We start from the raw sequence: 22324 nt of genomic DNA, 5'->3' as shown, positions 1-22324 counted from the left end.
ATAACATTTACTTAATTTTCTAAAGTAGATTACTTCTAATGACTATTATTCGTCCTCACGCTATAAATAAGTCATTAAATCAATTGTTCCCCCAATAAGGAAGACGAAAGCTAGACCAATGAAAGAGATACGAATCATTTTGTGACTTTTCTTTTCATTTTTAAAGTCCTTGAGCCCCATGAGTGGAAACGTTAAAATACAGAATCCTGCTAAGAACATAAAAACAAACATATACATGCCATTCTCATCCTTTATTTTTTGTCTTCTTTACGATCCTCTGTACTTCCCCAATCGAAGCCTGACTTTCCCCAATAGATTAGGAAAAGGGCCGGTGCCGCGATGATCAATAGGCCGATGATCAAGTTCATCTCCCTGCCCCCTTTTTCTTCATTACTAAAGTTACGATCACCCAACTGGTAAAGTTTCACTTTTATAGGCAAAAAAAGAAGCTCCGGATTAGGGAGCTTTTTTAGGTCCATGTAATTTTATCATGCTACTATGTATGCACAGATGGCTTTTCATCAACAAGCTGAATTTTAACCATTCTTCCTGTCACAACATGAGGGTTGGTTTTCACACGGAAGTATTGTCTCGCCCCGTTGTAGGTGGTGTACCATAAGTTATTGATGATCGTATACTTCCATGGATCGCTGCTGTTAATTTCAATCGGATGAAAAGAAGCTCCGAAAACTTCATCTTCTATCTTAAGTATCCCGTACTTTTTATTGGGATCGACCCAAATGGTTTTTGTCTTTTCCATGCTTCCTTTTCTCCTTGTCGCTTCATTGTAATTCTTTCTACAACATAGGCCATTTATTCGTTTCATCATAGGAATTTTCGTAATAGTAGTGTATCATACACAATTGGAAAAATTTCAAAAAATTGATTACTTTTTAAAAAAGGATAGGCCAGTTATTTAGAAAGTGAAATTGAAAAAATGAGGAAGCAGTTATATGAAGCGTACCTGAATGGATGTGAGTACAGCCATCTTCTTCACCTGTCGCAGAAGCTGGACGACCTGATGAATCAATTTTATACAGCGCAAAAAGGCTTACAGGAGTTCAACTCTTCCGTCTTTTTTGAATTCTACGAGTGCCAGGTGATCCACTTTTTGTGTAAAGGCGGGTGCATGGTTATGATACTCTTTCTTAAAAATCTGAATATCTTCAGGAGAAATGTCGCCCATCGCGAGTGTAATATGGGGCACCCATTGATCGGGTGCGTATAAGGCAAATAGATTCTCGCAATGCTGTTCCAGCAGCTGATGCACGTCTTTATGTAATGCAGCTAATCGCTCGTTCTTCTCTATTTTCAAATAAACAACTGGAGATGGCTCTTCAAAATACCCGAACCCATCGACGTTCACTTCAAACGAAGGATGTGCTGCCCATAGCTGTTCCAAATCTTTTTTCAAAGAAGCTGCATCCTCACACGTTCCGCCCTGATAGCCAAAATTAGGTGAATCAAAGGACTGAACCCCCGTTGAGTTGAAATCTATTTCGAACATGTTCCAATAGGTAAGAACCTCAAGTTTTTCTTCTCCCGAAAGCAATGTAGCGACTCCTACTGTTCGGCTCATGTCCTCCCTCCTCTTTTATTTGCCATTTCTATTTTAGAAAGAAACGGACGGTCGTTGTGCCAGCTGACATCAACAGGCAGATCAAAAAAGGCAGAAAGCTGTTCACTTGTCATCATTTCATTCGTCTTTCCAGCATCAAACACTTCGCCTTCTTTTAACAGCAAGGTTTTATGAAAAACGGGTAAAATCTCTTCGACGTGATGGGTAACATAGATCATCGTAGGGGCGTCCGGCTTTTTCGCAAGCTCTTCTATGGATTCTAAAAGCTTTTCTCTGGCAATAAAGTCCAGCCCATTGGTCGGCTCATCGAGGATTAACAAGGAAGGTTCGGCCATTAAGGCGCGCGCAATCAGCACCCTCTGCCTTTCCCCTTGTGATAATGTTTCATAATTACGATTAGCATACTCTATGCAGCCGAGATCCTCCAGTAACCCAATGGCCCGCTCCCTCATATCATCTGTCGGTCGTTCGTACAGACCAATCGAAGCAAAAGCTCCGCTTAACACGACTTCAAACGCGTTATCACCCTCGTGAATCTTCTGCTGAATAGCGGAAGAAACAAAACCGATTTGTTTGCGGAGTCGTTCAGCAAGGTACGTCTTGCCAAATTGCATCCCTAACACGTTGATCTCTCCCTTTGTTGCGAACGTGTAGGAGTTCAGTAAATTAAGAATCAAGGTTTTGCCTGAACCATTCAGTCCGAGCAGTACCCAGTGCTCTCCTTTTTCAATCTCCCAATTAATGTCCTTTAAAATCCAGCGATCTCCCCGTCTTAATGAAACGTTTTCCATTTTCAACACCATTCGTTGGACACCCTTCCTTTTGCCTGTATTATTAACTTTCTATATTGAACTCACCTAGGCCGTACTTTTTAAAATTGTTCAATAGTAACGGGACGAGCTCTTCCTCTGAAAGCTCAAGATGAAGATGAATAAAACTCGTCAGTTCTCTTTTGTGATCTAAGTATAACTGAATGCCTCTTTTTAAATGAGGGAGTTGAACGTCTGTCGGCATTCTTTTATCCAGGATCACTTCCTTGTACATCGCATGATACCCTTTGACAGGAATGAGCACAGAATCCACAGGCAGCATGTGATCCTCAATGATTGTAACTAATGCTCCACATTTTAATGAAGAAAAAAACGATCGATCCCTGTTTAGGACTCGACCGTTTTCCCTTTATCCAGTGCACCCTTTGATTTCATCAGAACAGAACCATCACTCGTTATAAGATCAGTCGCTGCAGTGCCAATATACGTTTGTCCCTTGATATCCAGTAAATTTAACTTAATTTGTTTATGATCGTTTCCTTTAAATACTTCAGGCTCTTTCACCTTTGATAAGCTGACCGTCCAATTCTCGGGTGTTCCTTTATCATCAATGAGCAGCAGGCCTTTTGAGAAAGTAATTTCTGAGTTGTCTTCCATATTAAATGCTTTGTTCAGCTTTATGTTTTTCATTTCGATCCACCCTCCTCTAGTATAGTATTCCATATCCTAGAGGTTTTTTCCTGCTCACTTGGTAAAGTTGGCTGATACGTTTTATAAAAGAATTTGCGTGTTAGGTGAGGGGATTCAGGCTGAACTCGACGAGAGCTTATTGATCACTCCAGCGGAAGAACCGCGAAGCCAAAAAGAACCTTATTTACGTGACTATAAAAAAGACACTTACCGTTTAGATAAGTGTCTCCCTTAATCGATAAACCCGCGCTTCAAAAGGTTGTAGAACGGCTTCTTCTAACCCAGCTCTTTCATAGTTACTCAGGCACAGCTCGCTTGCACGACCCTTCACAAACGCCTCACTAAAAGGTGCATCCGTTTCTGTTAAATTCGTTATGACGACAAAGGTCTGTCCTTCAAAGCTCCTCGAATACGCAAAAATTTGATCGTGATCAGGAAGTTCAAGCTGATAACTTCCATAGACAAGGGCGGGGTGGTCCTTTCGAAGCTGAATCAACTGCTTATAAAAGTGATAAATGGAATTGTTTCTTGCCATCGATTCTTCTACGTTAAGTCTTGAATAATTCGGATTCACTTTTATCCAGGGAGTCCCTGATGTAAATCCGGCATTCTTTTCTGGCGACCACTGCATCGGGGTCCGTGAATTATCGCGTCCGCAGTGCCAGATGGCTTCCATCACTGCTTCATGCGTTTTGCCATTTGCTTTTTCATGCTGGTAGAGGTTCTTGGCAGCGACGTCATCATAGTCATCAATCGAAGGGAAATGCACATTGGTCATACCGATTTCCTGGCCTTGATAAATAAAAGGTGTGCCCTGCATAAGAAAATAAAAAGCAGCTAAGCATTTGCTGGAGGCTGTATGATACTTTTCATCATTGCCCCATACCGATACCGAACGGGGAAGGTCGTGATTTTCTAAAAACAAAGCATTCCATCCCGAGCCATCAAGCGCCGTCTGCCATTTTGTGAAAATGTGCTTTAAGGCGTGAATATCCAGGCTTTTCCTGCCTTCTTTTCCCCATAAATCGGTATGTTCAAATTGAAAAATCATATTAAATTTTCCGTCCTTCTCGCCGACCCATTCGTTGGCTTCCTCGACACTGACGCCGTTCGCTTCGCCCACGGTCATAATATCGTAGCGTGAAAAGGTTTGCTGGTTCAGCTCCTCTAAATACGTCTGAATCCCTTCCTGGTTGCGGTGCCCGTCAAATGAACAGACGTAGTCCTTCTGCTCAGGGTTTGGGAGGTCATACAGCCCGGGGGCTTTTTTAATATGAGAAATCGCATCAATGCGGAAGCCGTCAATCCCTTTATCAAGCCACCAATTGACCATCTCGTATAACGCCTCGCGCACGGCCTCGTTTTCCCAATTTAAATCAGGCTGCTTTCGAGAAAAAATGTGCATATAATATTCTTCCGTCTCTTCGTCATACTCCCAGGCAGACCCTTCAAAAATGGAAGCCCAATTGTTCGGTTCCTTTCCATCTTTCCCGGGATGCCAGATGTAGAAATCGCGGTACGGACTGTCTTTTGACGACTTCGATTCAATAAACCACGGGTGTTCATCAGACGTGTGATTTATGACTAAATCCATGATCAACCTCATGCCTCGTTTATGAATTTCATTCAGCAGCTCATCAAAGTCTTCCATCGTACCAAATTCATTCATAATCCCCTTAAAATTACTAATGTCATAGCCGTTGTCATCGTTCGGGGAGGGATAAACCGGACAAATCCAGATCACGTCAATGCCTAAGTCTTGCAAATAATCAAGTTTAGAGAGGATCCCTTGCAGGTCGCCGATTCCGTCGCCATTTGAATCCATAAAACTGCGCGGATAGATTTGATACGCGACCGCTTCTTTCCACCATTGTCTTTCCATATTCCTACCTCCTGCTTCTATTTTTTCCCTTACTTCACAGCGCCTTCAGACACCCCGGCAATGATTTGTTTTTGGGCAAAAAAGTATCCAATGATCACGGGGATAATTGCAATCGTTAATCCAGCTAACGCCAGGTGCCACTGCTTCGTATACTGACCAAAGAAGAAAAACATCTTCAATGGAATGGTCGCATTGGCTTCGCTTAACACGAGGGAAGGCAGCAAATAGTCGTTCCAAATCCAAATGACATTTAAGATCCCAACCGTAACGGATATCGGTTTTAATAAAGGGAAAATGATCCACCAGAACAATTGAAATCGATTCGCTCCATCGATAATCGCCGCTTCATCCATCGACTTCGATACTCCCGTCATTGCCCCGTGGTATAAGAAGATGGATAAGCTGCACCCAAATCCTAAGTACATAAAGATTAATCCGCCAGCGTTCAGCATATCGGCCTGTCCAAACAAAGCGACTAACGGAATCATCACAGACTGAAACGGAATCAGCATCGCTGCCACAAACACGAAAAACATGACGCCGCTCAACTTACTCTTGTTTCGTGCAAGCGCATAGCCGGCCATGGAAGAAAAAAGAATAATCACGACCACGCTGACGCCCGTAATCAGTGTCGAATTAAACAGCGACTTTAGGAATTCAAGATCAATAAATGCTTCCACAAAGTTCTCCGTAATCCACTCGTCTGGAAATCCGAGCACCCCTGTAAAAATATCGCGCTTCGTTTTAAAAGCATTCACAATCATTAAGTAAAAGGGAGCAATCCATAAGAGTCCCAGCACTAATCCGAGAATTTCGATCGAGAATAAATTACGCTTCTCGTTGTTTTTCTTCATTACATTTCCACCTCTCGTTTTTTGTTGTAATACACTTGAGTTAACGCAACAACTGAAACAATAAGGAAGAAAATGACCGCCTTCGCCTGGGCGTAAGCCATGTCGTTATCTGAGAACGCTGTATTGACGATGTCCATCGCCACCATCTGCGTTTGATTGGCTGGACCGCCATTGGTTAACGATAGGTTCTGGTCATAAATTTTAAACGACATCGACAGCGTCAGAAACATGCTGATCGTAAATGCCGGCGCCACCAGCGGGAAGGTAATATTTTTAAACCGCTGAAAGGCACTCGCTCCATCAATCTTCGCCGCTTCAATTAAGTCTTTCGGGATATTCTCAAGGTAGGCGATGTAAATGATCATAATGTAGCCGGCCATCTGCCAGCATGTAAGAATAACAATCCCCCAGAACCCCGTGTTCACGGTGGAAAGCCATCCATTGAATCCTTCAATTCCAGTAAGGTTCCCAATATCGCCAAACACGCTAATAAAAATAAACTGCCAGATAAACCCGAGAATCAGCCCGCCAATTAAGTTCGGCATAAAGAAGATCGTACGCAGCAAATTACCTGATTTAATATTACGGGTTACGATTAACGCAAGCCCGAGACCAAAGAGGTTTAATAAAATCACTGTGACAAAGGCAAATTTGGTCGTAAACCAGACAGCCTGCATAAACTCATCTTCCTGAAACAAACGGATGTAATTTTGCCATCCGATAAATTGATCGGCCCGAAGCCCGTTCCAATCGGTAAACGAATACACCAATCCATAAAGAAACGGAATCACCACAACAATACCTAAACCAAGTAAAACAGGGGTAAGAAACAACCAAAATGAAAGCGTCCGATTACTCATAACAGCCTCCTTGCGTTTTTAAATGAGGAGAGCTAACAACCTAAGCTGTTAGCTCCTCTTCACATTTTATTTATTCCTGTCTGTAATTCTCCCAGCGGCTGATGGATTCTTCTTCCACTTCTTCCCACGTCATATCTCCGCTTAAATACTCCTGAATATAACCGCCGATGTCATCGCCCCACGTGCCGGGGTAGCCAAGGAAAACCCAGCCGATCGTATTTCCATCCGATGCATATTGATAGATTTCTTTTGATAAAGGATCCACGATATTCTCTGTATCGAAGCCTTCGTAGGCCGGAATAAATTTGAAGTCTTGAAGAACCGCTTCTTTACCGGCTTCAGAGGTGTACATCCAGTCAATGAAATCCTTCGACGCTTGAACCTCTTCTTCGCCACTATTCTTATTCACACCCCAGTAGTTCGGGATTCCAACAGGCATCTTTCCTTCAAATCCTTCCACCGGGATTGGGAGAATTCCCATGTTTTCCTCGGCAAACTCAGGATCCATCTGTTCAACCGACGGATAAATCCAGTTGCCCTGCTGAATGATCGCGACTTCTTCTAAGGAAAAGTGCTGCTCCACCTGCTGCGAATAATCCAGCGTTAAGGAAGGCTGGATCGAAAAATCATTCTGCAAATCAATCATTCTTTGAAACTCATCGCCCTTTTCAAACTCAACACTGTCTGCTTCATAAGCATTCAACACTTTTTGATCAAATTCCGCTGCCATATAAACATTGGACAAATGATTTCCAGGAACCCACTGCTCTTTCGCAGGGAAAGCAAAGACGGCTTCTAATCCTAAGTCTTCTTTTTGACTGTCCAATTCTTCCACAGCACTCTCTAAGTCTTCATACGATTGAATGTCGTCCGCGTTCACACCCGCTTCTTCAAAAACACGCTTATTGTAAATGAGTCCATACCCTTCCTGATTAAAAGGAAGACCAAGCACTTCTCCGTCTTTTGTTACCGGGTCAAGGCTGCCCTCAAGCGCAGCGTCAGCTGAGGCAGTATCCGATACATCGGCTAAATACTCTTCAAAATTCTCCGCCTCGGTAGGCCCGGCAATACTGAAGATTTCCGGTTCATCCCCGGAAGCAAATCTCGTTTTCAGCGAGCCCGCATAATCATTTCCGCCCCCGACACTCGTAATTTCAATGTTTACATCCGGTTTTTCTGATTCATATTCTTCGGCAAGCTCTTCAAATTGATCTTTAAATTCAACTTTTCCTTGATAAATTTCAATCGTCACCTGATCGCCAGATCCTTCACCTGAACCACCGGAGGAAAATGAACACCCTGTTAACCATATAGAAGCTGCAATCACAACCATTATTTTCTTCATTTGCTGGAACACTCCTTTTGTATATGATATCGGTTTCATAAATTCTTAAAAAATATATACCTTATATTAACTAGATATTGTCCCTCCTTCTGATCATAAGCTGAATAAAAAGTAGATGCCTGCGTATGATATCGGTTTCATATCGTTCCAAAAAAATAAAAAACCGATACTCACAATTTATTTTCTACTTAGAAGTATACGCGATCATGATATCGGTTTCAATATTTTTTTGAAAATTAGGTAGATTTTCTGACAAGCAGCTCTACAGGTAATTCAATATTTTTCAAAACGGTCTCTTTGCTATTCATCGACGCAATCAGCTGTTCGACCGATTTCTCCCCCAACTCATCCACCGGCTGACGGATCGTCGTAAGTTTCGGCTCAATAATTTCAGCAACCGGCTGATCATCAAACCCGATTACCGCAAGATCCTCCGGCACACGTACGCCATTTTCCTTCGCCTCCATGATAACTCCGGCTGCGATTTCGTCACTGCCTGTAAAAATAGCTGTCGGACGATCGTCCATCGCCAGCATCTGTCTCATCACTTTTTTCCCATCATCAATCGTATGTTTATTAATGAAAATCCAGTTCGTATGGATGCTGAGTCCCGCTTCACTTAACGCCTGCTGGTAGCCATGGTTGCGATCCTTGTCTTTGCCATCCTCAGCAAATAAGCCGCCCGTACAATACCCAATCTTCGTATGACCTTTATCAATCAAATGTTTCGTTCCGATATAGGCTGCCTTCGCCTGATCCAGTCGGACGATGGGCGCTTTTGAATGCGTCAAGTATTCATTACACAACACAATGGGTCCAAATTCCGTATAAGGCTGAATCACATCCCAATCGTTTTCGATCGATGTCATAATAAGCCCGTCAACCTGTCGATTCTTCAGCAAATTTAAAAAGTACAGCTCTTTATCTTTTTTCTCGTTGCTTTGAAACATCAATACCTGGTAATTGTTTTTATAAGCCGATTGTTCAATGGAGTGGACAAGATAGGAGAAAAACGGATTGACGATTCTAGGGACAATCACACCAATCGTGTTCGTCAAAGAACCGCGCAGCCTTCGCGCTGACGGATTCGGGACATAGCCGAGCTCTTTCATCGCTTGTTCCACACGTTCACGTTTTTCTTTTGCTATATAAGGGTGATTGTTAATCACCCGGGATACAGTTGCTTTCGACAACCCCGATAACTTCGCCACATCCGAAATCGTTGGCATCTCCCATCACTCCACTCCATTGATATATGAAATCAGTTTCATACCCTTATTCTAATCAACAGAGAAAGATGATGCAATAAAAAAGAAGATACACCACATTAAAATCGATTTTTTAACACTATTTTGGTACCAGGTACGCTTTGATAGCTTCTCTGTACCTGGTACCGATATTTACGCTCGTAATAATTTTGCATTGATGGCAACAATCACTGTGCTGAGACTCATTAATACTGCTCCCACCGCTGGGCTTAAAACAATGCCGACAGGAGCAAGAACTCCGGCAGCAAGGGGAATAGCAGCTATATTATATCCAGCCGCCCACCATAGGTTTTGCACCATTTTGCGGTACGTTCGCAGGGATAGATCCATGATACTGACCACGTCCTCGGGATTGCTTTTTACTAAAACAACATCGGCCGTTTCCATTGCGACGTCGGTTCCACTACCGATAGCGATGCCTAAGTCTGCTGTAGCCAGGGCCGGGGCATCATTCACCCCATCACCTGTCATGGCTACTTTCCAGCCTTTTTGCTGGATTTTTTTAATTTGATCGGATTTGTGATGGGGCAGGACTTCCGCATACACTTCCTCAATTCCCAGCTGTTCCGCCACCCAGTCGGCGACCTTCTGATTATCACCTGTCAGCATAATCGGGTGGATGTCCATCTCTTTGAGGCTGGCAACCGCATCTTTAGCAGAATCACGAACCATATCAGCTAATGCAATCATGCCGGCTAATTGATTCTCGATGATCACAAATACGACCGTTTTCCCTTTTTCTGATAGATCGTTGAAGGCCTGTTGATCATACGTCATGTCCTGTTCGTTGACATACCCTGGACTGACAACGAGCACTTCTTTTCCTTCTACTGTACCTTTTAAGCCTTTTCCAGTCATCGACTCAAAGTCTGACACCTGTTTAAGTGTAAACTCTTTTTCCTTCGCTTCTTGTAAAACTCCTGCAGCAAGTGGATGCTCTGAATTCTGTTCAGCGCTTGCTGCCCAAAGAAGAACCTCTTTTTCTGTATAATCATCAGAAGGAATGATATCGGTGACGCCAAATTCTCCTTTTGTCAGTGTGCCGGTTTTATCAAACACGACAGCATTCAACTGGCGGGCCCCTTCGAAGTTGGTACGATTTCTGATTAATAGACCTTTTTTGGCCGAAATCGAAGTGGACACAGCGACGACAAGGGGAGCGGCCAAACCTAGTGCGTGTGGACAGGAAATGACCATTACCGTTACCATACGTTCAAAGGCCATATCAAAGCCATAGCCTAAAGCGAGCCAGATAAATAATGTTCCAAACCCAGCGGCTAATGCAATGTAAAACAACCATTTCGCCGCACGGTTGGCTAAATCCTGGGTTTTTGATTTAGAATCTTGAGCTTCTTTGACTAACGTAATGACCTGGGAGAGATACGTATCATCCCCGGTTTTCTTCACTTCAATGGTTAAAGATCCTTCCTGGTTTACAGCGCCGCCAATCACTTCATCGTCTACGTTTTTTTCTACAGGCATGGATTCACCTGTCAGCATCGATTCATCAATCGCTGATTTCCCATCCTGAATGACACCGTCTACAGGAATCTTCTCCCCAGGTTTAACGAGCACTCGATCTCCTGCATCTAATTCCGAAACAGGGACATCCTCTGTTTCTCCATTCTTCTTTACGCGATGGGCCTCATTTGGCATAAGCTTAACCAATTGCTCCAGTGCATTGGATGCTCCCATGATCGATCGCATTTCAATCCAGTGACCGAGCAGCATAATATCAATTAAGGTAGCAAGCTCCCAGAAAAAGTTATTGCCGCTCCACCCAAAAACAACGAGCGAGCTATACCCGTAAGCAACAAAAATAGCTAAGCCGATTAACGTCATCATCCCTGGGTTCTTTTGTTTTAACTCACTGTATGCTCCCGTAAGAAAAGGCCAGCCCCCATAGAAAAAGACAATGGTGGAGAGGCCAAATAAGATCCATAGATCAGATGGAAATCGCCAATCCACTCCCATAAAATTCTGAATCATTGGAGATAAAATAAGGATAGGGATCGTTAATAATAATGAAATATAAAAACGTTTCTTAAAATCTGCGATCATATCTCCGTGGTCATGGTCATGATGGTCGTGACCCCCGTGATCATTACCATGTTCTTCATGGGAATGATGATCATAGGTCTCCTCATCCCCTTGATGATTATGGCTTTCTCCATGAGGATGCTCCTGGTTTTGCTCCACTTCATGTTTTGCTTTATCCTTAGACATCACACATACTCCCTCCTAAACTTATTTTCTTATATTCCTCTATCTAAAGGAAACTTATGCTTTCTATCGCTAAGACGGCTTATAAAACAGTTCCACTTAATTATCGAGATTTTGTGAAGTTGGAAAATATATTTCTCAAACTAATTCAATTGCCGCTAAAAAACTACTGGTATATTCAACCCAGCACCTTAAACCAGCGAATGGGACTTTAGTAAAGTAAATTAGGTTGTCCATTTCATTGTTATAATTTTCTGACTTCTTGGGTAGAATTATATTACAAGAGAACATTAAAAAAGGGGTGCTTACGATGCAATTTGAAGCAAAATGTAAACGAAGTATCTTCAGCAAGAATTCGACATTACTAAACACAGCCAAAGATGAAAAATCACTTAAAAAAGTGTTAGATTCTCCCCACCACTGCTATTTCACAGAAGGGGAATATTACACCTTCAAGGTCGGTGAGCATGTATGGGAGAGCGTCAATAACTTTTCGGACTGGCACTTGTTCAATGTAAGCCGGGACTTTGATCTGGTAGCCGACCATTTTGAATTAAAGACGCTGTCAAAAATAAAATAATGATCCATCGCTCTATTTTAAGTAAGGAAATGACCAACACCTTTATGGAGAAAATGTAAGAAGAACGAATCCAAGAAACCCATGTTTTGGATTCGTTCTTTTTTTCGTTGTAGTCAACGTCCCTTTTGATCAATCTTTATTCTTTACAAAACATAATTACGAGTATTACTATTCAACTATTCAGTTTAATAGTTGACTTAGAGGAGATGAGCTTACATGGATGCAAGGTCGTTCAAAGATACAATTTACAATGAATTCACACGCATAGGTAAAGTTTTGTCCAGCCCGAAGCGATTAGAACTGCTGGATTTACTATCTCAATCACCGAAGTCCGTTGAAACTCTTTCTAAGGAAACGAGAATGGCGACAGCCAACACTTCTAAACACTTACAAGCATTGCTTGAAGCCCGTTTAGTTCAATATAAGAAGGAAAAAAATTATGTGATTTATCAGCTGGCGAATGCTAAAGTAACGGATCTTTTATTTTCCATAAAGTCTGTGGCAGAAGAACAAATCACTGATATTAACCTTCTTAGAGATGAATTTATTGTAAGAGGGAACGAGTTGGAAACGATTGAATTAGAAGAATGGGCAGATCGCAGAAAAGATGAGAGCCACGTTTTGATTGATGTCCGGCCAAAAGCGGAGTATATGAGTGAACACTTAGATGGAGCGATTTCCATACCTATGGAGGAATTGAATGATTACATCATCCATCTTCCAAAGGATAAGAAAGTCATTGCTTACTGCCGTGGTCCCTACTGTGTCTATGCCACCGAAGCCGTAGAGCTTTTACAATCGGAAGGCTTTGAGGCTGCACGTTTGGAAGCAAGTGTTCATGAATGGAATCAGTATAAAGAAAACCTGACCCACTAAAGTTCCGTCCGTATCTACACACATACCCTATTGTGGCAGACCTTCCTCCTCAACTAGAAAACTTCAAGGAAATGCATAAAACAAATCAGGTTCTTTTTAAGAGGTGATCAATCATGAACAATCAAACGACTCAGCCCCAGGTAGGGGTCAAAGAAAATATTGCTCAATTTGTTTTATTAGTCGTCATCAACTTATTTGTAGGTTCCATGGTAGGTTTGGAAAGAACCATTCTACCTATTATAGGAGAAGAACGCTTTGGACTAGCATCTATGAGTGCTGCCTTATCCTTTATTGTCAGCTTTGGTTTTTCAAAAGCGATCGTCAATTTCTTTGCAGGTGATTTAGCCGATCGAATGGGTAGAAAACAAGTTCTCCTTATTGGCTGGGCCATCGGATTATTGGTCCCTATCATGGTCATTTTCGCTCATGCCTGGTGGGTCATTATTGTCGCCAACATCTTTTTAGGTATTAACCAAGCATTAACCTGGTCGATGACGGTAAATATGAAAGTTGACCTTGCTAAATCCACCCAGAGAGGATTGGCTGTTGGATTCAATGAATTTGCCGGATATATAGGTGTCGCGATCATGGCAGCTGTATCAGGTTATGTCGCTTCCACTTATTCCTTAAGTCCGGAACCCTTTTACATTGGCATCGTACTCGTCATTATTGGTTTTATTTTATCGCTTATCGTACAAAATACGGATCAGCATCTTAAAGCACAGGCTAAACAACAGAAGATGGAGTCAGATCCTGTTTCCACATGGGAAGTCTTCAAACGTACCACGTGGAAAAATACTAATCTATCAAGCAACAGCTTAGCTGGATTAACAACAAACCTAAAAGATGGGATGGCCTGGGGCCTGTTCCCGATGTTTCTTGCCACCGGCGGGTTAAGTGTCGGCCAGATTGGAACAGTTGTGGCTGTGTACCCAGCTGCATGGGGATTATTTCAGCTATTTACCGGCGTATGGAGCGATCGGATTGGCCGAAAAAAACTCATAGTAACTGGGATGTTTGTCCAAGCTTTATCCCTATGGTTTATAGTAATGGTCAATACCTATCCGTTATGGATTATTGGGGCAACTCTCCTAGGAATAGGAACAGCAATGGTTTACCCAACGATCCTCGCATCGATAAGCGATGTGGCCCATCCAGAATGGCGAGCTACATCTATGGGAGTTTATCGATTTTGGCGGGACAGCGGCTACGCATTTGGTGCATTAATTGCAGGAATTATTGCAGACATGATTAATGTCAATTGGGCCATTGGCCTTGTCGCTGTACTCCCGTTTATATCCGCAATCATAGCATGGACAAAAATGAAAGAAACGCTTCAAGTGGATGCTTAAGGCTAGCTTTAACCATTTTTAGTGTCGTAGGTAAGGGAATGGGGATTGTGTAATTTTAAGAGTGAAGGTGTAACCTTGCATAATCTGATATGCAAACAAAGGGGAAACCTTTCGGGGTGTTATTTGAAAATAATAAAGCACGCTCTCTTTTTAAAAAAGAGGAGCGTGCTTCTTTAATACTTCCGGATTGTAGAGCGACTACCCTCCCCCTCGTCCGTGATGGTAAGGTAGTTAACAAGATTCTACTTCTTTCACGACCGTCCCTGCATAACGATCATGCGGCATAAGTGCCCCGTCTTCTTCAGTGAAACCTTTCCGATCCTTTAAATAACTAAAACCGCTGATCGTGTCTCGATACGCCATTCGTTTAATCAACTGACTCGAAGTCGGCTCTTCTCCATCTTCATTTTCCAGCGCAAGTCCCATTGCTTTATAACCTGCCGTCTGGCCCCATTGCTTCAGCTGTGCATACTCTAGTGCCCACATGACGAGTGTCGGCGTTACTAACGCGTGCACAGCTTCACTTTTTACTTTTTTCCTCAGCAGCTTCTCCACACTTAACGTAACCACTGTCGAAATGGCAAAGTCGATAAATATAGCATCTGTGCGTTTTTGTGAAATAGATGTCATCGTAGTTCCTCCTCTAATTTTAATGTCCTATTTTACCTACGATGATCCTTTGGAAAGAGTTTCATAGAGAAAAAGCCTGCTTCCCATAAACAAGCTCTCATTCCATCCATTTGCCGATACCCTCTCGTACTCCTTCATGCTCCCATGTTGAGTCATCCTTCTAAAGGAATTTTACTTTCTGGCAGTATAAGTTAATTCGTTAAAAAGAATGATGTATTTCCCCCTTCTATAACAGGCTTTTGCACATCGAAACGTATGAGGTGGTTTATTTTAAGAAAAGCTGGGTATTATCTATACAACTAACACAACAATACTAAATCCATCAGCCAGCCCAATAATGAAAACCAGTGAATGATTCACAAAAAGAAGAGCATGCCTCTTCAAACAAAATTAATATAAAGGGTTCAACGGCGGTATGGAAATCTTTTAACAAACAAAGAAATGACAGGAAAAGGAGAGATTTTTATGACCAGTCCACAATCCATTGTCAATCGTCTTACTCACTTTACTGCAGAAGCTTATAATGAGCACCCTGAATCAGAAGCGATCCAGAAACTGCGTCACGATTATGAGTGCGCGGTGTGGAAAGCGATCGAAATGTACAGGGAGGCCAATGAAGATATACGTCCCGAAGTCGTCCGCTACAACGAGCTCGTATTGAAGATTAAAATGAGCCTCGGGCAGGAAAACTGCCGCACCGTAAACAAAATTCTTAAGATGGAAGAGAACTTAAGAAATGAAAACCCGTCGGACACATACGAGCCGCAGGTGACAAATCATTCAGAAATCGTTGACCGATTAGTTTACTTAACAGCGGAAGCTTATCAAGATGATTTTCAATCAGAGGCGTTGCAAAAACTACGCCACGATTATGAATGTGCCCTAGAGGATGCTGTGCAGACGTATAAAAAGTCCTACAATAAAATGCACCAAGAATCCATTCGGTATAACGAATTCGTGAACAAAGTAAAATCATTCCTTGGGCAGAAAAACTGCGATCACGTCGACCGTATTCTCACCTGGAATGAAGACTTAAATGAAGGAATGAGTATCCGCAGAAGCCACGGCTATATTAAGTAAATAAAACACTCCCAAGCTTTAGTAATTTCAGGCTGTCAAAGGCCCGACAGCCTGATTTTTTTCTGATTTCTTTCATTTTATGGATTTACCGCATGAAAAAAGAAGTTTGAGCATAGCTTTGCAGTCGTTTGCGTGGAAAAGAGAAAGTGAAGGAACAGGCGGTGATGACGGCTGTCTGCCAGAACATGAAAAAGATTGTCCTCCATCTAGCAAGGGTGAGCCAGGTGGAGGAGAGTCTTTTTCTGTCTTAAAGAACTTCCAAGGAGCGAGGGCCCTTCCACTCCTGCGGAAGAACGAGTGAGCCGAGATCGCCGAGTGCGGGTTTCGCGAGGAAGCTTGGGCGCACGTCCACGGAAAAGGTAAAGATAAAAAGCTTGCGGCAAAACATTGGGTTTCTCCACAATCTGAAAACACTTCCAAGCTGGAGTGTTTTTCTCTTTACCTTAATTCACTTGTTCTAACGGAGGTGCTTCTTCCGGTGGAGCATCCGTTACGTATGTACCTGCAATCAAATCATGAATGGCACGATGATCTTTTCGAATACCTACCATAAATGCACTTACAATATAACCTATTCCCAGGGTAATGCCGTAAACAAGCCCTCCTACAAAAACACGCAGAAGCATCGTACCTATTGTGACGTCCGTGCCGTCCGTTTTTACAATTCGTATGCCTAAGATGCGCTTTCCTACCATATAGCCGTACCAGAAGACCGGTACAATCAACATATACAGTGATTGAATAACGCTCGGGATCGGCCCATCGATATCCGAATGAAAAAGTATGTAGGTAATAAGGGCAATAGGAAAATAAATAATAAGCCCATCGAGAAGAAAGGCTCCAACTCTTGTCCAAAATCCTACAGATTGATACATAAGATTCTCCTTTCTTTCATAATACTGTCTATTTTACTCGGGTCAAATAGCCTATGCAACGATAGCAATTAGTAGATTAGTTCAATAAACACCTCGTGGTTAGTATAATCTACACATTACTGATTGGGTATTTTTACATTTTACTAATATAATTTTTACCTTTATCATGAGTTAGGGAAATAAATTATTAGTAAGGAGTGTACACGTAATTAAATATAATTTCTACCATGAGCATTACAGCACCAAAGAATTAGTAGAGCTTTACCAACAGATTCTAATGCAGATTACAAGCGGGGATTTAACAAACGCCATGTTTAATGAAATCGATTTGATTGAAAAAGCTGCAAGAAAAAGACATCTATCACTGAGTTATAAGAGAAAAATCTCTAAACATTCACAAGTATTAGTGACCATTCAAAAGCTATCGAGAAGCTAACCTCAATTTTTCGTTTATTCATTCGACAAGCAAGGAGAATCTTCGCCATCCTTCTGTTTTTATTAGCGGAATTACGATATGATGGTGTAAACGCTAACATCTTTTAGGGTGGTGAAGGATTAAATGAAGGAAAGTTCCTTAGACATACAGATCGAGAAACTAAGAAATAAAATGCACGAAGCCTACCGCAGCAAAAAACCATATCATGAAATATTAGAAATCTCTCAGCAGTTAGATAAGCTTTTAAACCAACTGAGTCGAAAATCTAAATAAACTCTTCACATTTATCACTTCCTTAAAAAATTACTCTTACCGACCTGAGCACGTGGTTTCTCCTCAATTGAACCCTTCATTCTTCTCAAAATTCGAAGGGTCTTCTTCAGAATATTATTTACTAACCAGAAACCTTTTCTTCCAGTATTCATTCAGCTACTTTAACCATTGAATAAAAGTAAGTCCTTCTACAAAGCCTATAAAGTGTAGGAGGTGAATGCAGTGGAAAATGTAAAATTAATGGGTTTAAAATTTATAGTCAGTCTCGCTATTCTCTATATGATTTTAGGGGTAGGGTTTGACGTTTCTTTTGGTAACGTGTTCTTGATCACTCTCGTTCTTGGTATTGTTTCGTACGTACTGGGTGATAAGCTTATCTTAGCTAGAAGCAATAATATGACCGCAACTATAGCTGATGTCGTCCTAGCTTTTGTCGTGATTTATATAATGACAGATGCTCTTACTGTGGGAAATACAGTGTTTGAAGCCACTCTTATTTCGACGATCTCTTTAGGGATTTTCGAGTATTTCTTCCATCAGTCAGTCGCACGAACGTTAAACGGCTCGAATGACACGAAGAGGGTTGTTAAACGGAAAAAAGCTTCAAGGCAGCTAAGTATGGAGGCTTCCGAAGAATTAACACCAGACGACCCGCATAATAAGGAAGAACGATAAAACTTTACTAAGTTTTATCGTTCTTCCCATCTTTATATCATTAGAAAACGAGCAGGAGAATAAAGCAGATGACAAAAAAGAACCAGAAATATACAGACTTTGCAAATGCTGAAACACAGCGTAACTTTCTTACTTCAGAAGAATTTCCAGAAGGTTCTTTTGGGCATCCAGAAGGAAAAGATAAACCAGTAAAAAACAAAGAGACACCATGGAAAGATGGCCAGCAATATTACAGTAATTTTGCCTATGAGAACCGGAATCTTCACCAAGACTTACCAAGGCAATATCCGGGAGCCCACCCTACTCATGATGATAAGAATGAAAATAGTGAAGATCCATACAACACGTCTCCCAATGAAAACAATAGTCAAATGGAATAACCATTAAAATCATTTCAATGGGCCCAAGTTCTTCTGTTCCTGTGTCCATTATTAGATCCTTATAGCGTTGGTCTCCTCATGCATTCCAGCCTTGAAATAAGTACTGCATCGCGACTGATATTTATCCAAACTGACCACCTAGTATTTCTTGAAGCTTTTTAGCGTAAACAGGGTCCGGACGTTCTGGCTGTGCATGATATTGTAGTTCTTTTTTATGAAAAAACACAGGAGTATTCCAACCCTTCTTTTTTAGTTTGATTTTTTAGGATCAATATAAAACCTTGTGCATATATCACTTTCATGTACAATCATGTACGGCTTCTCTTCTAATGGAAAATACTCTACACGTTTGGGATTAACTTTTAATATATTTAACAACTGCTCTTCGCTGACCAATTCATCCAGTTGGAGAAATACCCTCTTCCCTTCATTTTCTGTATCAAAAGTAACTTTGGAGTACCCGTCACTTTTCAATGTATGAAGAAGCTTCAACGCCACAGTTACATCCCCTCACCGTATCAGAGTGATTTTTTACACCAGATTTATTATTTCAATAAAATTCCCCTCTTGATACATAAACCAAGAGGGGAATCTCTTTACATCTTTAAGAAGATTTCACCCAGTATGCTGCTTCATTCTCTGAAGGAGAAGGTGGAAATTGATCTCCTTTATTGAGATTAATTGTTGTGTTATCTTGACTGGAATTTCCATTTTGAAGCTTATCTACTTTATATTTACCGCTTTCTGGAGCTTTTTCTCCTGTTTTATATTGTTGGTTATTTGCCATTGGAAAGCACCTCCGGAAAAATTTTTGTTGATGGTTATGCCAGTAACCAGTTTCTTATATTTTAAAAGTGTTGTTAAGAACTGCGGTTGGAATCGCTGCTGGAATTGCGGCCGCCTTTACTACCTGCTTCTTCTCTGCTCATGTTCCTTTGATTGTTCTTAGCCATGTTATCTTGCCTCCTTAGATGAAATTTTTGGTGTTACAATTTTAAATTTCTCACTTTTTAGTTAAGTTAAACTACAAATTTTATTTGAAATTACTTTTGTAAAATATCCGAAATATTGGTAATTAAATTTTAAACAAAAATGTTGTTTATTTCCTGTTGACGCAATATTTTTTCAAATAAAACAAAAGATTCCTTCACCTAATAAAGCCTAATAATACAATATTCACTGAACTTCATATCAATCTTTTTTACCAATTCATGAACCAAAGCAAGACTTAAATCACAGATGAAGGAAGGTAATAATAATCATTTTCGCCAATGTTTATAGTTGTTTAGTTTCGTGAATGGTTTCTCAAGGAGGAGATGTTTACATGTTTACCATTTTACCCAGTCAAGATCCCTCAACCATCGTAGTTGAGGTCAAAGGGGAAGCCACTGGCAGGGATGCGCTTCATCTCGATGAATATATTGAGACTCAATTTAAAGACGAAGACAGATTTAATGTGATCGCTTATATAAAAGAAATGAATGGAATTACTCAACAAGGACTTCTTAAAGGGATGAAAGTAGATGCTAAACGGTGGAAGCAATTTGACAAGTTTGCCATTATCAGCCATAAAGATTGGATTACAGCCTCCGCAAAAGTCGGGAAATATCTGCCCGGTATTCAAGTAGAGGTATTTGAAGATAAGGAACAGGAGAAAGCCTGGAAGTGGATGAAACAACAATAAAGTTTCCTTCTCCCTATTGAGAAGGAAACTTTTTATTTCACGAGGTTAAGCGCCCATAATAATACTCGTTTGGATCTTACGTAATGAAGTAGCGGCGGTTTTGTCATTTCTTGAACAGGAAAAGGGGTTAAGTTATACGCTTGAATCTCAGCTTGAGCTTTCTGAACCTCCCACTTCGTGTGGTGAATTCCGACTTCGACAAGGAGGCTGCCAAGGGAACTCCAGGCATAATATCGTTCCAGCAGCCATTGATCAAGCGATATATCTTTGGGGACATAGAAGCCGGAGTGAGGCCGGTAGGAGCCTTGAAGAAGGGATCCTGTCTTTCCTTTACGCTGACTGTAAAAGTGATATTGTCCGTCTTGTTCGAACATAGACATCCTTGCATAATAATAAGGAAGCGTGGTCAATCTTGCTCCCATTACAGCTAAGATTTTACTGGCATCTAAACTTAGAAAATAAAGACCAGAGACTCCGTTACGTTTTACATACGTTCTTACATTGAGTTCTAAATAATTATTTACAAATGGAAGAGGCGGGAGGTTTCTAATATGCATATCGCTGATTACAAATGGAAGAATGGTGATCCAGGCTTCTCCTTCATATGTATCTAACGTAAGGCCTTCAGGGATATAAGGCCCCATCGTCTCTTTGTTTAAAGGGAAATGTAGAAATAAAAGATGTTCCCACCTTTGGGTCATCACCCAGGGACCATCAGGTATGGGAGTGGTTCTATGGTCTGTCTGCTCCACGATCTGTTTATACATATTCGCTTCCTCCTATAAAAAAGATACCCTATGGCATGATAGCGTATCTTTTCCCACTCGTACGTTACTAGTTGTTTGACTGCCCTTTGGAGACTTCACGGACAATTCCTGCGGCTGCTTCATCGATCCCCTGGTATCCAATGTCACCTAGAGTTACTACACCTTTTACCGTATCACTTTCTACAATTAAAAGTCTTTTGATTTGGTGCTCTTGCATCAGGCGAGCCGCTTCCTCTACTTCCATCTCTGGATAGCCGGTTATAACCTTCTCTGTCATCACATCGGACGCTTTAACCTCACCAGCTGAACCTTTGGCTAAACCTTTAACCACGATATCCCGGTCTTTCACTACGCCTACATACTTACCTTCCTCGGCGATTGGGACAAATCCTACATCTTCATCTCACATCTGCTTAGCTAACGTAGCCAGATCATCCGAAGAGTTACAAGTCGTCAGGTTAGTCGTCATCACGTCTTTTACTTTACTCATTGTCCCTCCACCTTTCTTTATGTAGTCATTGCTATATTTTAGCAATTTCCACCTTGAAAGCCTTTTAAAACCTCACAGGAGCATTATGCACGTTTATGCCTATGGTTTTCAAACTAGAAAAGGGTAAGCAAGAAAGACCATAGTCCTCATTTTTCAAGAAACCGTTTAAAACTTCCAGGCAAGGCGGTATAAACTGGCTTATGGCCCTCATTCTTTTCCTATCGTGTTTTTCGTTTCATTTTTTAAAGTGGTGTCATGAATAAACTTAAGGACTGGGCGTGCGCCGAGAAATAAACTGCCCAACAGGTAACATGTATTTCCATACAACGCCGTAACTGAAAAGAAATTCAGTGTACTGCCTGCAATAAAGAAGACACCTACGAGCACATCGTTAAAAAGTGAGATAAACTTATACCTTTTCCAGAAAAAACGCGAAACCCGCCTGCCTTCAAATCTAGGTAATTCTTGTCTTCGGTTAGTTTTGGAATACTCCTTTCCCTCACAAATTCTTCTTTCATGATTAGTTACCAATTTAGATTTTGATTAAACTCTTCGTTTTAAAGTAAACTTTCTTTACAGGCAAAACCATGTTCTTCACATAATTTTTATCAAAGCACAGGAAATTTGAACCATTCGTTTTTTCATATGATAAGGATCCAGATCATTCTAGTGGGTATTCTGTAAGATTTCTTTAGAACACCCTTGAAAAAGATCGAAATTTGAAGGATTATGTAGATTAAATCTTTAACGAGAGG

The 22324-nt window shown here is 41.3% G+C and carries 27 protein-coding genes and 2 pseudogenes; 9 read left to right on the top strand and 20 right to left on the bottom strand.

The genetic code is table 11. The features are described 5' to 3' along the window. Window positions 1–60 precede the first annotated feature (60 nt). Window positions 61–237, bottom strand: a complete 177-nt coding sequence (locus IEV27_RS15255) for a hypothetical protein (protein WP_188378374.1) — start codon at window positions 235–237, stop codon at window positions 61–63. A 259-nt stretch (window positions 238–496) separates the two neighbouring features. Beyond that, window positions 497–760 carry a hypothetical protein gene (locus tag IEV27_RS15250; protein ID WP_188378373.1) on the bottom strand — a complete coding sequence of 88 codons (264 nt, stop codon included), beginning with the start codon at window positions 758–760 and terminating at the stop codon, window positions 497–499. Window positions 761–928: 168 nt separating this feature from the next. Here IEV27_RS15250 and IEV27_RS20155 point away from each other — a divergent pair. Further along, window positions 929–1024, top strand: a pseudogene (locus IEV27_RS20155) (Spo0E family sporulation regulatory protein-aspartic acid phosphatase); the annotation flags it as partial. A gap of 27 nt (window positions 1025–1051) precedes the next feature. On the opposite strand, the gene IEV27_RS15245 reads toward IEV27_RS20155, so the two are convergent. From IEV27_RS15245 to IEV27_RS15200, 10 genes are all read right to left on the bottom strand, one after another. Then, a complete protein-coding gene (locus tag IEV27_RS15245) occupies window positions 1052–1579 on the bottom strand; it encodes a 2'-5' RNA ligase family protein (protein ID WP_188378372.1) in 528 nt (175 codons plus the stop codon). Further along, on the bottom strand, window positions 1576–2382 hold the full coding sequence (locus tag IEV27_RS15240; protein ID WP_188378371.1) for an ABC transporter ATP-binding protein: 807 nt from the start codon (window positions 2380–2382) through the stop codon (window positions 1576–1578). Before IEV27_RS15240 ends, IEV27_RS15245 begins: the two co-directional genes overlap by 4 nt. Before the next feature lie 31 nt (window positions 2383–2413). Beyond that, on the bottom strand, window positions 2414–2671 hold the full coding sequence (locus tag IEV27_RS15235; RefSeq protein ID WP_188378370.1) for a hypothetical protein: 258 nt from the start codon (window positions 2669–2671) through the stop codon (window positions 2414–2416). Window positions 2672–2736: 65 nt separating this feature from the next. Next, complete coding sequence (locus IEV27_RS15230) at window positions 2737–3039, bottom strand: hypothetical protein (protein WP_188378369.1); 303 nt, start codon at window positions 3037–3039, stop codon at window positions 2737–2739. Between the two features lie 214 nt (window positions 3040–3253). Beyond that, window positions 3254–4921 (bottom strand): glycoside hydrolase family 13 protein, encoded by a 1668-nt coding sequence (locus IEV27_RS15225; RefSeq protein WP_188378368.1) that lies wholly within the window; start codon window positions 4919–4921, stop codon window positions 3254–3256. Window positions 4922–4950: 29 nt separating this feature from the next. Beyond that, window positions 4951–5775 carry a carbohydrate ABC transporter permease gene (locus IEV27_RS15220; RefSeq protein WP_188378367.1) on the bottom strand — a complete coding sequence of 275 codons (825 nt, stop codon included), beginning with the start codon at window positions 5773–5775 and terminating at the stop codon, window positions 4951–4953. Continuing rightward, window positions 5775–6635 carry a carbohydrate ABC transporter permease gene (locus tag IEV27_RS15215; RefSeq protein ID WP_188378366.1) on the bottom strand — a complete coding sequence of 287 codons (861 nt, stop codon included), beginning with the start codon at window positions 6633–6635 and terminating at the stop codon, window positions 5775–5777. The genes IEV27_RS15220 and IEV27_RS15215 overlap by 1 nt, the downstream gene beginning before the upstream one ends. A 70-nt stretch (window positions 6636–6705) precedes the next feature. Then, window positions 6706–7980, bottom strand: a complete 1275-nt coding sequence (locus IEV27_RS15210) for an ABC transporter substrate-binding protein (protein ID WP_188378365.1) — start codon at window positions 7978–7980, stop codon at window positions 6706–6708. A 236-nt stretch (window positions 7981–8216) separates the two neighbouring features. Next, a complete protein-coding gene (locus tag IEV27_RS15205; RefSeq protein ID WP_188378364.1) occupies window positions 8217–9209 on the bottom strand; it encodes a LacI family DNA-binding transcriptional regulator in 993 nt (330 codons plus the stop codon). A 171-nt stretch (window positions 9210–9380) separates the two neighbouring features. Next, window positions 9381–11474: a heavy metal translocating P-type ATPase gene (locus IEV27_RS15200; protein WP_188378363.1), complete on the bottom strand. Its 2094-nt coding sequence runs from the start codon at window positions 11472–11474 to the stop codon at window positions 9381–9383. Window positions 11475–11781: 307 nt separating this feature from the next. On the opposite strand from IEV27_RS15200, the gene IEV27_RS15195 reads away from it, so the two are divergent. The 3 genes from IEV27_RS15195 (at window position 11782) to IEV27_RS15185 (ending at window position 14279) form a co-directional block, all read left to right on the top strand. Then, on the top strand, window positions 11782–12051 hold the full coding sequence (locus IEV27_RS15195; protein WP_188378362.1) for a hypothetical protein: 270 nt from the start codon (window positions 11782–11784) through the stop codon (window positions 12049–12051). Between the two features lie 216 nt (window positions 12052–12267). Continuing rightward, a complete protein-coding gene (locus tag IEV27_RS15190; protein WP_188378361.1) occupies window positions 12268–12927 on the top strand; it encodes an ArsR/SmtB family transcription factor in 660 nt (219 codons plus the stop codon). A 113-nt stretch (window positions 12928–13040) separates the two neighbouring features. Further along, window positions 13041–14279 carry an MFS transporter gene (locus IEV27_RS15185; protein WP_188378360.1) on the top strand — a complete coding sequence of 413 codons (1239 nt, stop codon included), beginning with the start codon at window positions 13041–13043 and terminating at the stop codon, window positions 14277–14279. A 231-nt stretch (window positions 14280–14510) separates the two neighbouring features. Here the strand turns inward: IEV27_RS15185 and IEV27_RS15180 are convergent, their stop codons facing one another. Next, window positions 14511–14909 carry an RDD family protein gene (locus tag IEV27_RS15180; protein WP_188378359.1) on the bottom strand — a complete coding sequence of 133 codons (399 nt, stop codon included), beginning with the start codon at window positions 14907–14909 and terminating at the stop codon, window positions 14511–14513. Between the two features lie 465 nt (window positions 14910–15374). On the opposite strand from IEV27_RS15180, the gene IEV27_RS15175 reads away from it, so the two are divergent. After that, window positions 15375–15989, top strand: coding sequence for a hypothetical protein (locus IEV27_RS15175; protein ID WP_188378358.1), 615 nt, complete (start codon window positions 15375–15377; stop codon window positions 15987–15989). Window positions 15990–16432: 443 nt separating this feature from the next. Here IEV27_RS15175 and IEV27_RS15170 read toward each other — a convergent pair whose 3' ends face one another. Beyond that, a complete protein-coding gene (locus IEV27_RS15170) occupies window positions 16433–16864 on the bottom strand; it encodes an RDD family protein (protein WP_188378357.1) in 432 nt (143 codons plus the stop codon). Window positions 16865–17423: 559 nt separating this feature from the next. On the opposite strand from IEV27_RS15170, the gene IEV27_RS20150 reads away from it, so the two are divergent. The 3 genes from IEV27_RS20150 to IEV27_RS15155 all read left to right on the top strand — a co-directional run bounded on the left by IEV27_RS20150 (window position 17424) and on the right by IEV27_RS15155 (window position 18628). Further along, window positions 17424–17573 carry an aspartyl-phosphate phosphatase Spo0E family protein gene (locus tag IEV27_RS20150; protein ID WP_188378356.1) on the top strand — a complete coding sequence of 50 codons (150 nt, stop codon included), beginning with the start codon at window positions 17424–17426 and terminating at the stop codon, window positions 17571–17573. A gap of 222 nt (window positions 17574–17795) precedes the next feature. Then, window positions 17796–18248 carry a YndM family protein gene (locus tag IEV27_RS15160; protein ID WP_188378355.1) on the top strand — a complete coding sequence of 151 codons (453 nt, stop codon included), beginning with the start codon at window positions 17796–17798 and terminating at the stop codon, window positions 18246–18248. Between the two features lie 68 nt (window positions 18249–18316). After that, window positions 18317–18628 (top strand): hypothetical protein, encoded by a 312-nt coding sequence (locus tag IEV27_RS15155; RefSeq protein ID WP_188378354.1) that lies wholly within the window; start codon window positions 18317–18319, stop codon window positions 18626–18628. Here the strand turns inward: IEV27_RS15155 and IEV27_RS15150 are convergent. From IEV27_RS15150 to IEV27_RS15140, 3 genes and pseudogenes are all read right to left on the bottom strand, one after another. After that, window positions 18624–18854, bottom strand: a pseudogene (locus tag IEV27_RS15150) (manganese catalase family protein); the annotation flags it as partial. The gene IEV27_RS15155 and the pseudogene IEV27_RS15150 sit on opposite strands and share 5 nt — an antisense overlap. Before the next feature lie 23 nt (window positions 18855–18877). After that, window positions 18878–19126 (bottom strand): hypothetical protein, encoded by a 249-nt coding sequence (locus tag IEV27_RS15145; protein ID WP_188378353.1) that lies wholly within the window; start codon window positions 19124–19126, stop codon window positions 18878–18880. A gap of 106 nt (window positions 19127–19232) precedes the next feature. Beyond that, window positions 19233–19415 carry a YjzC family protein gene (locus IEV27_RS15140; protein ID WP_188378352.1) on the bottom strand — a complete coding sequence of 61 codons (183 nt, stop codon included), beginning with the start codon at window positions 19413–19415 and terminating at the stop codon, window positions 19233–19235. 537 nt (window positions 19416–19952) lie between these two features. On the opposite strand from IEV27_RS15140, the gene IEV27_RS15135 reads away from it, so the two are divergent. Then, window positions 19953–20312: a SpoIIAA family protein gene (locus IEV27_RS15135; RefSeq protein WP_188378351.1), complete on the top strand. Its 360-nt coding sequence runs from the start codon at window positions 19953–19955 to the stop codon at window positions 20310–20312. Window positions 20313–20344: 32 nt separating this feature from the next. Here the strand turns inward: IEV27_RS15135 and IEV27_RS15130 are convergent, their stop codons facing one another. The 3 genes from IEV27_RS15130 to IEV27_RS20145 all read right to left on the bottom strand — a co-directional run bounded on the left by IEV27_RS15130 (window position 20345) and on the right by IEV27_RS20145 (window position 21956). After that, window positions 20345–21079: a YqjF family protein gene (locus tag IEV27_RS15130; RefSeq protein WP_188378350.1), complete on the bottom strand. Its 735-nt coding sequence runs from the start codon at window positions 21077–21079 to the stop codon at window positions 20345–20347. Window positions 21080–21146: 67 nt separating this feature from the next. Then, on the bottom strand, window positions 21147–21410 hold the full coding sequence (locus tag IEV27_RS19900) for a CBS domain-containing protein (RefSeq protein WP_229735381.1): 264 nt from the start codon (window positions 21408–21410) through the stop codon (window positions 21147–21149). Window positions 21411–21776: 366 nt separating this feature from the next. Beyond that, window positions 21777–21956, bottom strand: a complete 180-nt coding sequence (locus tag IEV27_RS20145; RefSeq protein ID WP_209488416.1) for a YrhK family protein — start codon at window positions 21954–21956, stop codon at window positions 21777–21779. Window positions 21957–22324: the final 368 nt, after the last annotated feature.

Source organism: Halobacillus andaensis (genome assembly GCF_014636475.1).
Taxonomy (GTDB): domain Bacteria; phylum Bacillota; class Bacilli; order Bacillales; family Halobacillaceae; genus Halobacillus_A; species Halobacillus_A andaensis.
The sequence above is the reverse complement of the archived record's forward strand: the minus strand, read 5'-3'. Positions and strand labels throughout refer to the sequence as shown.

Bases quoted from the DNA above. Each gene is read 5' to 3' on its own strand.
- IEV27_RS15170 (WP_188378357.1), bottom strand. From the start codon at position 16,864: ATGTATCAATCTGTAGGATTTTGGACAAGAGTTGGAGCCTTTCTTCTC.
- IEV27_RS15195 (WP_188378362.1), top strand. From the start codon at position 11,782: ATGCAATTTGAAGCAAAATGTAAACGAAGTATCTTCAGCAAGAATTCG.
- IEV27_RS15235 (WP_188378370.1), bottom strand. From the start codon at position 2,671: ATGCTGCCTGTGGATTCTGTGCTCATTCCTGTCAAAGGGTATCATGCG.
- IEV27_RS20150 (WP_188378356.1), top strand. From the start codon at position 17,424: ATGAAGGAAAGTTCCTTAGACATACAGATCGAGAAACTAAGAAATAAA.
- IEV27_RS15230 (WP_188378369.1), bottom strand. From the start codon at position 3,039: ATGAAAAACATAAAGCTGAACAAAGCATTTAATATGGAAGACAACTCA.
- IEV27_RS15155 (WP_188378354.1), top strand. From the start codon at position 18,317: ATGACAAAAAAGAACCAGAAATATACAGACTTTGCAAATGCTGAAACA.
- IEV27_RS15210 (WP_188378365.1), bottom strand. From the start codon at position 7,980: ATGAAGAAAATAATGGTTGTGATTGCAGCTTCTATATGGTTAACAGGG.
- IEV27_RS15215 (WP_188378366.1), bottom strand. From the start codon at position 6,635: ATGAGTAATCGGACGCTTTCATTTTGGTTGTTTCTTACCCCTGTTTTA.
- IEV27_RS15135 (WP_188378351.1), top strand. From the start codon at position 19,953: ATGTTTACCATTTTACCCAGTCAAGATCCCTCAACCATCGTAGTTGAG.
- IEV27_RS15225 (WP_188378368.1), bottom strand. From the start codon at position 4,921: ATGGAAAGACAATGGTGGAAAGAAGCGGTCGCGTATCAAATCTATCCG.
- IEV27_RS15245 (WP_188378372.1), bottom strand. From the start codon at position 1,579: ATGAGCCGAACAGTAGGAGTCGCTACATTGCTTTCGGGAGAAGAAAAA.
- IEV27_RS15255 (WP_188378374.1), bottom strand. From the start codon at position 237: ATGTATATGTTTGTTTTTATGTTCTTAGCAGGATTCTGTATTTTAACG.
- IEV27_RS15190 (WP_188378361.1), top strand. From the start codon at position 12,268: ATGGATGCAAGGTCGTTCAAAGATACAATTTACAATGAATTCACACGC.
- IEV27_RS15175 (WP_188378358.1), top strand. From the start codon at position 15,375: ATGACCAGTCCACAATCCATTGTCAATCGTCTTACTCACTTTACTGCA.
- IEV27_RS15240 (WP_188378371.1), bottom strand. From the start codon at position 2,382: ATGGTGTTGAAAATGGAAAACGTTTCATTAAGACGGGGAGATCGCTGG.
- IEV27_RS15205 (WP_188378364.1), bottom strand. From the start codon at position 9,209: ATGCCAACGATTTCGGATGTGGCGAAGTTATCGGGGTTGTCGAAAGCA.
- IEV27_RS15220 (WP_188378367.1), bottom strand. From the start codon at position 5,775: ATGAAGAAAAACAACGAGAAGCGTAATTTATTCTCGATCGAAATTCTC.
- IEV27_RS15250 (WP_188378373.1), bottom strand. From the start codon at position 760: ATGGAAAAGACAAAAACCATTTGGGTCGATCCCAATAAAAAGTACGGG.
- IEV27_RS15200 (WP_188378363.1), bottom strand. From the start codon at position 11,474: ATGTCTAAGGATAAAGCAAAACATGAAGTGGAGCAAAACCAGGAGCAT.
- IEV27_RS15140 (WP_188378352.1), bottom strand. From the start codon at position 19,415: ATGGCAAATAACCAACAATATAAAACAGGAGAAAAAGCTCCAGAAAGC.
- IEV27_RS15185 (WP_188378360.1), top strand. From the start codon at position 13,041: ATGAACAATCAAACGACTCAGCCCCAGGTAGGGGTCAAAGAAAATATT.
- IEV27_RS15180 (WP_188378359.1), bottom strand. From the start codon at position 14,909: ATGACATCTATTTCACAAAAACGCACAGATGCTATATTTATCGACTTT.
- IEV27_RS15130 (WP_188378350.1), bottom strand. From the start codon at position 21,079: ATGTATAAACAGATCGTGGAGCAGACAGACCATAGAACCACTCCCATA.